Origin of the sequence: Nostoc sp. CHAB 5715 (genome assembly GCF_020829685.1) — a bacterium.
Classification (GTDB): domain Bacteria; phylum Cyanobacteriota; class Cyanobacteriia; order Cyanobacteriales; family Nostocaceae; genus Nostoc.
In genome coordinates this window covers 1-4,465 of sequence record NZ_JAIVFR010000643.1, presented here as the reverse complement: position 1 = coordinate 4,465, position 4,465 = coordinate 1, and the positions used below count along the sequence as shown (strand labels likewise).

Annotated in this window: 3 protein-coding genes; 2 read left to right on the top strand and 1 reads right to left on the bottom strand. The window is 41.0% G+C overall.

The features are described 5' to 3' along the window. Positions 1 to 53 precede the first annotated feature (53 nt). Positions 54 to 1,793, top strand: coding sequence for an ABC transporter ATP-binding protein (locus LC574_RS28070; protein ID WP_229456943.1), 1,740 nt, complete (start codon positions 54 to 56; stop codon positions 1,791 to 1,793). 39 nt (positions 1,794 to 1,832) lie between these two features. Further along, on the top strand, positions 1,833 to 2,261 hold the full coding sequence (locus LC574_RS28065; RefSeq protein ID WP_229456942.1) for a hypothetical protein: 429 nt from the start codon (positions 1,833 to 1,835) through the stop codon (positions 2,259 to 2,261). A gap of 74 nt (positions 2,262 to 2,335) precedes the next feature. Here LC574_RS28065 and LC574_RS28060 read toward each other — a convergent pair whose 3' ends face one another. Next, positions 2,336 to 4,246, bottom strand: a complete 1,911-nt coding sequence (locus LC574_RS28060) for a HEAT repeat domain-containing protein (RefSeq protein WP_229456941.1) — start codon at positions 4,244 to 4,246, stop codon at positions 2,336 to 2,338. Positions 4,247 to 4,465 lie beyond the last annotated feature (219 nt).

The window sequence follows — 4,465 nt, the reverse complement described above, 5'->3', positions numbered from 1 at the left end:
CAGGAAGGAAATAATCAAAAAGGCGTAAACATTCAACGCATCCTCTCCAGCGCTTGCTTGAGTATGGACACCAGTATCGTAAACAAATTTGGCTGGCGACTACTTATTCTACCCTCAATAAGTTTTTCGACTTGGCACCACCCGGCTTAATTGGTGTCGCGGTGGATGTGGTAGTCAAGCAGCAGGATTCCATAATTGCCCAGTTAGGGGTACGCGATGTCTTTCAACAATTTTTGATTATTTCCTTCCTGACTGTGATCATTTGGATACTAGAATCTGTTTTTGAGTATGCCTACGCTCGACTTTGGCGGAATTTGGCTCAAAATATTCAGCATGACTTGCGTTTGGATGCATACAAACATTTGCAAGAGTTGGAATTAGCTTATTTTGAAGAACGCAGCACTGGCGGTTTAATGTCTATTCTCAGTGATGATATTAACCAATTAGAGCGATTTTTGGATGGAGGAGCGAATGATATCATTCAAGTTTCCGCAACTGTTCTAATTATTGGCGCTGCTTTCTTTATTTTGGCTCCTAGTGTAGCGTGGATGGCTTTATCACCGATGCCATTTATCCTCTGGGGTTCTTTTGCTTATCAACGACTACTCGCACCTCGTTATGCTGATGTGCGCGAAAAGGTAGGTTTTCTTAATTCGCGTTTGTCAAACAATATTAGCGGAATTACTACTATTAAAAGTTTCACCGCCGAAGTTTATGAAGCCTATCGTCTGGAATTAGATAGTGAAGCTTATCGCCGTAGTAACTCTAAAGCAATTACTCTTTCTGCTGCTTTTGTACCGTTAATTCGGATGCTGATTTTAGTGGGTTTCACGGCATTACTGTTATATGGCGGGATGGCAGCGGTTTCTGGAAAAATGTCTGTAGGTACTTACAGCGTATTAGTATTTTTAATCCAACGATTGCTGTGGCCTTTAACAAGATTAGGCGAAACTTTTGATCAATATCAAAGAGCAATGGCTTCTACTAATCGAGTCATGAATTTGTTGGATACTCCTATTGCTATTCATACAGGTGATGTATCGTTACCTGTGGATGAAGTGCGCGGTGAAGTGCAATTTAAAAATGTTTATTTTGCCTATAAAGATAGATTTCCAGTAATTAAAAATCTGTCTTTGGATATTCCGGCGGGGAAAACCATTGCAATTGTAGGTTCAACTGGTTCTGGTAAAAGCACTTTAGTTAAACTTTTATTGCGGTTATACGAAGTGCAAACTGGAAGCATAACTCTCGATGGCATTGATTTGCAAAGTTTGAATTTGCAAGATTTACGGCGTTGCATTGGTTTGGTGAGTCAAGATGTCTTTCTATTTCATGGCACTGTAGCAGAGAATATTGCCTATGGTAGCTTTGAGGCTACAGAGCAAGAAATTATCACGGCGGCGAAGATAGCCGAGGCGCACGAATTTATTATTGACCTGCCCCAAGGTTATGAGACAATTGTGGGGGAAAGAGGACAAAAGTTATCTGGTGGACAAAGACAACGGATTGCGATCGCCCGTGCAGTTCTCAAAAATCCCCCTATTCTGATTTTAGATGAAGCGACCTCAGCAGTGGATAATGAGACAGAAGCAGCAATCCAGCGATCGCTTGAACGAATTACAGTAGATAGAACTACAATTGCGATCGCTCATCGTCTTTCCACCATCCGCAATGCCGATTGCATTTATGTCATGGAACATGGGAAATTAGTAGAATCGGGAACCCATGAGCAATTGCTGGAGAAAGATGGGATTTATTCTAGCCTCTGGCGTGTACAGTCAGGTTTGAGATAACTTTCGCGCAAAGTTTTGTGTCTTCATTACGAATTATTTATGTTTTTTGGTAATAGTCAACCAGAATCAGGTGATACTAAGTGGCGTCGCCAGTTGGATAAATTTGTCAAAGCAAATCAGCAGGAATTGGCGGCGCTGTTTTGGGGATTGTGGTTAGCAAATGGTGACAGTCAAGGTACTATTGGTATTGATTTGCAACCAACGCCGCATTTTGTTTATTGTCCGAAAGAGCAGATAGAGAATTTAAATATTAGAGTTGAGAATCGGCTTCAGGAAATTTTGGGAATTGTCGAGAATCATAAGCCGGAAGTGGAAGTTGTGATGATTGGGATTGGGAAGGGGGAAATTAAGTTAATTCAGTTTGCACCGGAACCAGCACCACCGATTTGTTTTGAGGAAGTTGGTAAGGATGTGGATGGGTTGTTGGATGTGCTGGAAGAGAGGATGAGGGAGGAAATTGTTTTTTAACGCAAAGGAACGCGGAGGGAAGCGCAGAGGAACGCAAAGGAAGATAAAGGACTCTGCGCTTATTCTTTAGTTCGTTAATTGTGCCAAGCTTTGGAGAAATCTGGGTAAGTCATATTCTCAGCGCAATGCCAGATAATGTTAAACACAGCCTCGTAGCGATAAGAACTATTCTTGTAGAACTGTTTACTCATATAGTCTTTTAGGGTTATGACTACTTGTAGTGAATGTTCACTTTGGAGGATTTTAGTCATACTATCAGCTATATCCAAGAGACAGGATTCATAGGATAGCTGAACAGTCGCGTTGTAATTGAAGGAGTTTTTATTGTCATCATCTTCTTGAAAGATTTGAATAAATTGGATCAGAGTAGGGATAACTTCGTTGAGCTTCTCTTTCACCAATTTGTTTCCTGGATCAAGTTGTTCTAGATTTTGAACTTCATCCATCAAGATTGATTTATATAGATACGGATTCCTTTCCCATATTTGGCATAAAGTAGCGATCGCCTTTGGATTACCAGGATCAATTTTCACTAGGTTTTTGGCTGCATACAAAGGTGTGCATTCACCTTGAGTGGTTTCAAGTATCTGAGATAACGTGCTAGCCGCCACTTTGTTACCTGAATCAATGTTTCCTAAACTCACAGCTGCATCGTATAATAATAGGTCATCATCTTTAATGGAGGCGATTAACTCGATTAAAGTTACAATTGCAGCTTCATTCCCAGCACCAAAAAGTCCTAAGTGTTGCACTGCTCGGTTGAGATAAGAATGATCGTCAGCAGTCCTAATCAGCTGAACTAGAAGATTAATTGCAATTTGATTACTGGGGTCGATTTGCGACAGAGTTCTAGTTGCTTCCCACGCGATATACCGTGTAGAATCTGGGCATTTTGGCGATTGAGCCAGATTTTTAACTAACTCTAATAAGACATTAATTGCAATTTGATTATTAGAATCTACTTCTAGGAGATTTTTAGCTGCTTGCAAACGTCCCCATTCATCTTGAGTGGTTTCAAGTGTTTTTGATAAAGTAGCGATCGCAGCTTTATTCCCTGGCTCAATTTTCAGCATATATGTAGCCGCGCGATCTATAAGAGATGCATTCCTAGAAGTTTCGAGAATGTGCACTAAAGTCTTGAGTACAGATGCATTACCAGGATCAATTTGCCACAAAGCTTGAACTGCATCAAAACAGATTCTATCACCCTGGTTTATCTGTAAGAATTTGATGAGGGCTGCGATCGCAGTTTGATTACCCACAGCAATTTTTCCCAAAGCTGTGATCGCATTGCAACAATTGTCCTTATTTAGTGTCGTCTCCATAAAATGAACTAATGCAGCGATCGCAGTTTGATTGCCATAGGCAATATCCCCCAAAGTCATAATTCTATGTCTGCAAATTTGCTGATCCGGTATCTTTTTGATGTCGTGAATTAGAACAGTGATCGCAGTTTCATCACCATCAGTAATTGGCATCAAAGCCAAGGCTGCGATCGCACTTTTATTACCCGGATCGAGTTTTTCTAATTTCTCAGCTGCAAGTCTAAGAACTGTGAGACTTTCAGTAGTATGAACCAAATGCACAAAAGCCGCGATAACCCGTTTTCTGTCGGTTAATTCCAGGGTTTTTCTAGCTGTCTGCACCAATGGTTTTGGTAGTATCTGCCAATCTCGCTTATCTTGCCGAAAATAGGCATAGCTCCATTTGAGCAGTTGTTCTACAATTGCATCACCCAAACTAGATTCTGGGAACTGGGATAAAGCCTCAGCCGCCAAAAAGTAGGCGCGATACCGATAAAAATCGCCGCAACCGTCATCAAAATCTATTAAAGCTTGGATAAAATCTTCTTTTTGCTGCTTATCCACATCCTTTTGGCTGAACCAGTGGAGAATATCTGCTTTCCACTCCGGCTCAAAGATGCGGTAAGTGCCTTGATTTAGATTGCTGCGATCGTGGTTAAAGAAATACTGCCAATCATGCATTGCCTCCTACCCACTTCGAGATGTGGGACGAAAGGGACTTAAGTGAATCTTGCTACATCAGTTTGCTTTTTGTCAAGTCTACACGTAATGAGTATATAGTAATCCGCTTTGATTTTTGAAATTATTTGCGTAGGCGGGGAGTAGGGAATAGGGAGTAGGGAGTAGGGAATCAGGCTTTTCGAGGTGTACGGTGTTTATTCAAAAATCAAATAGGAATCC

Excerpts from the sequence above, each read along its gene's own strand:
- LC574_RS28065 (WP_229456942.1), top strand. The coding sequence starts at position 1,833 with ATGTTTTTTGGTAATAGTCAACCAGAATCAGGTGATACTAAGTGGCGT.
- LC574_RS28060 (WP_229456941.1), bottom strand. The coding sequence starts at position 4,246 with ATGCATGATTGGCAGTATTTCTTTAACCACGATCGCAGCAATCTAAAT.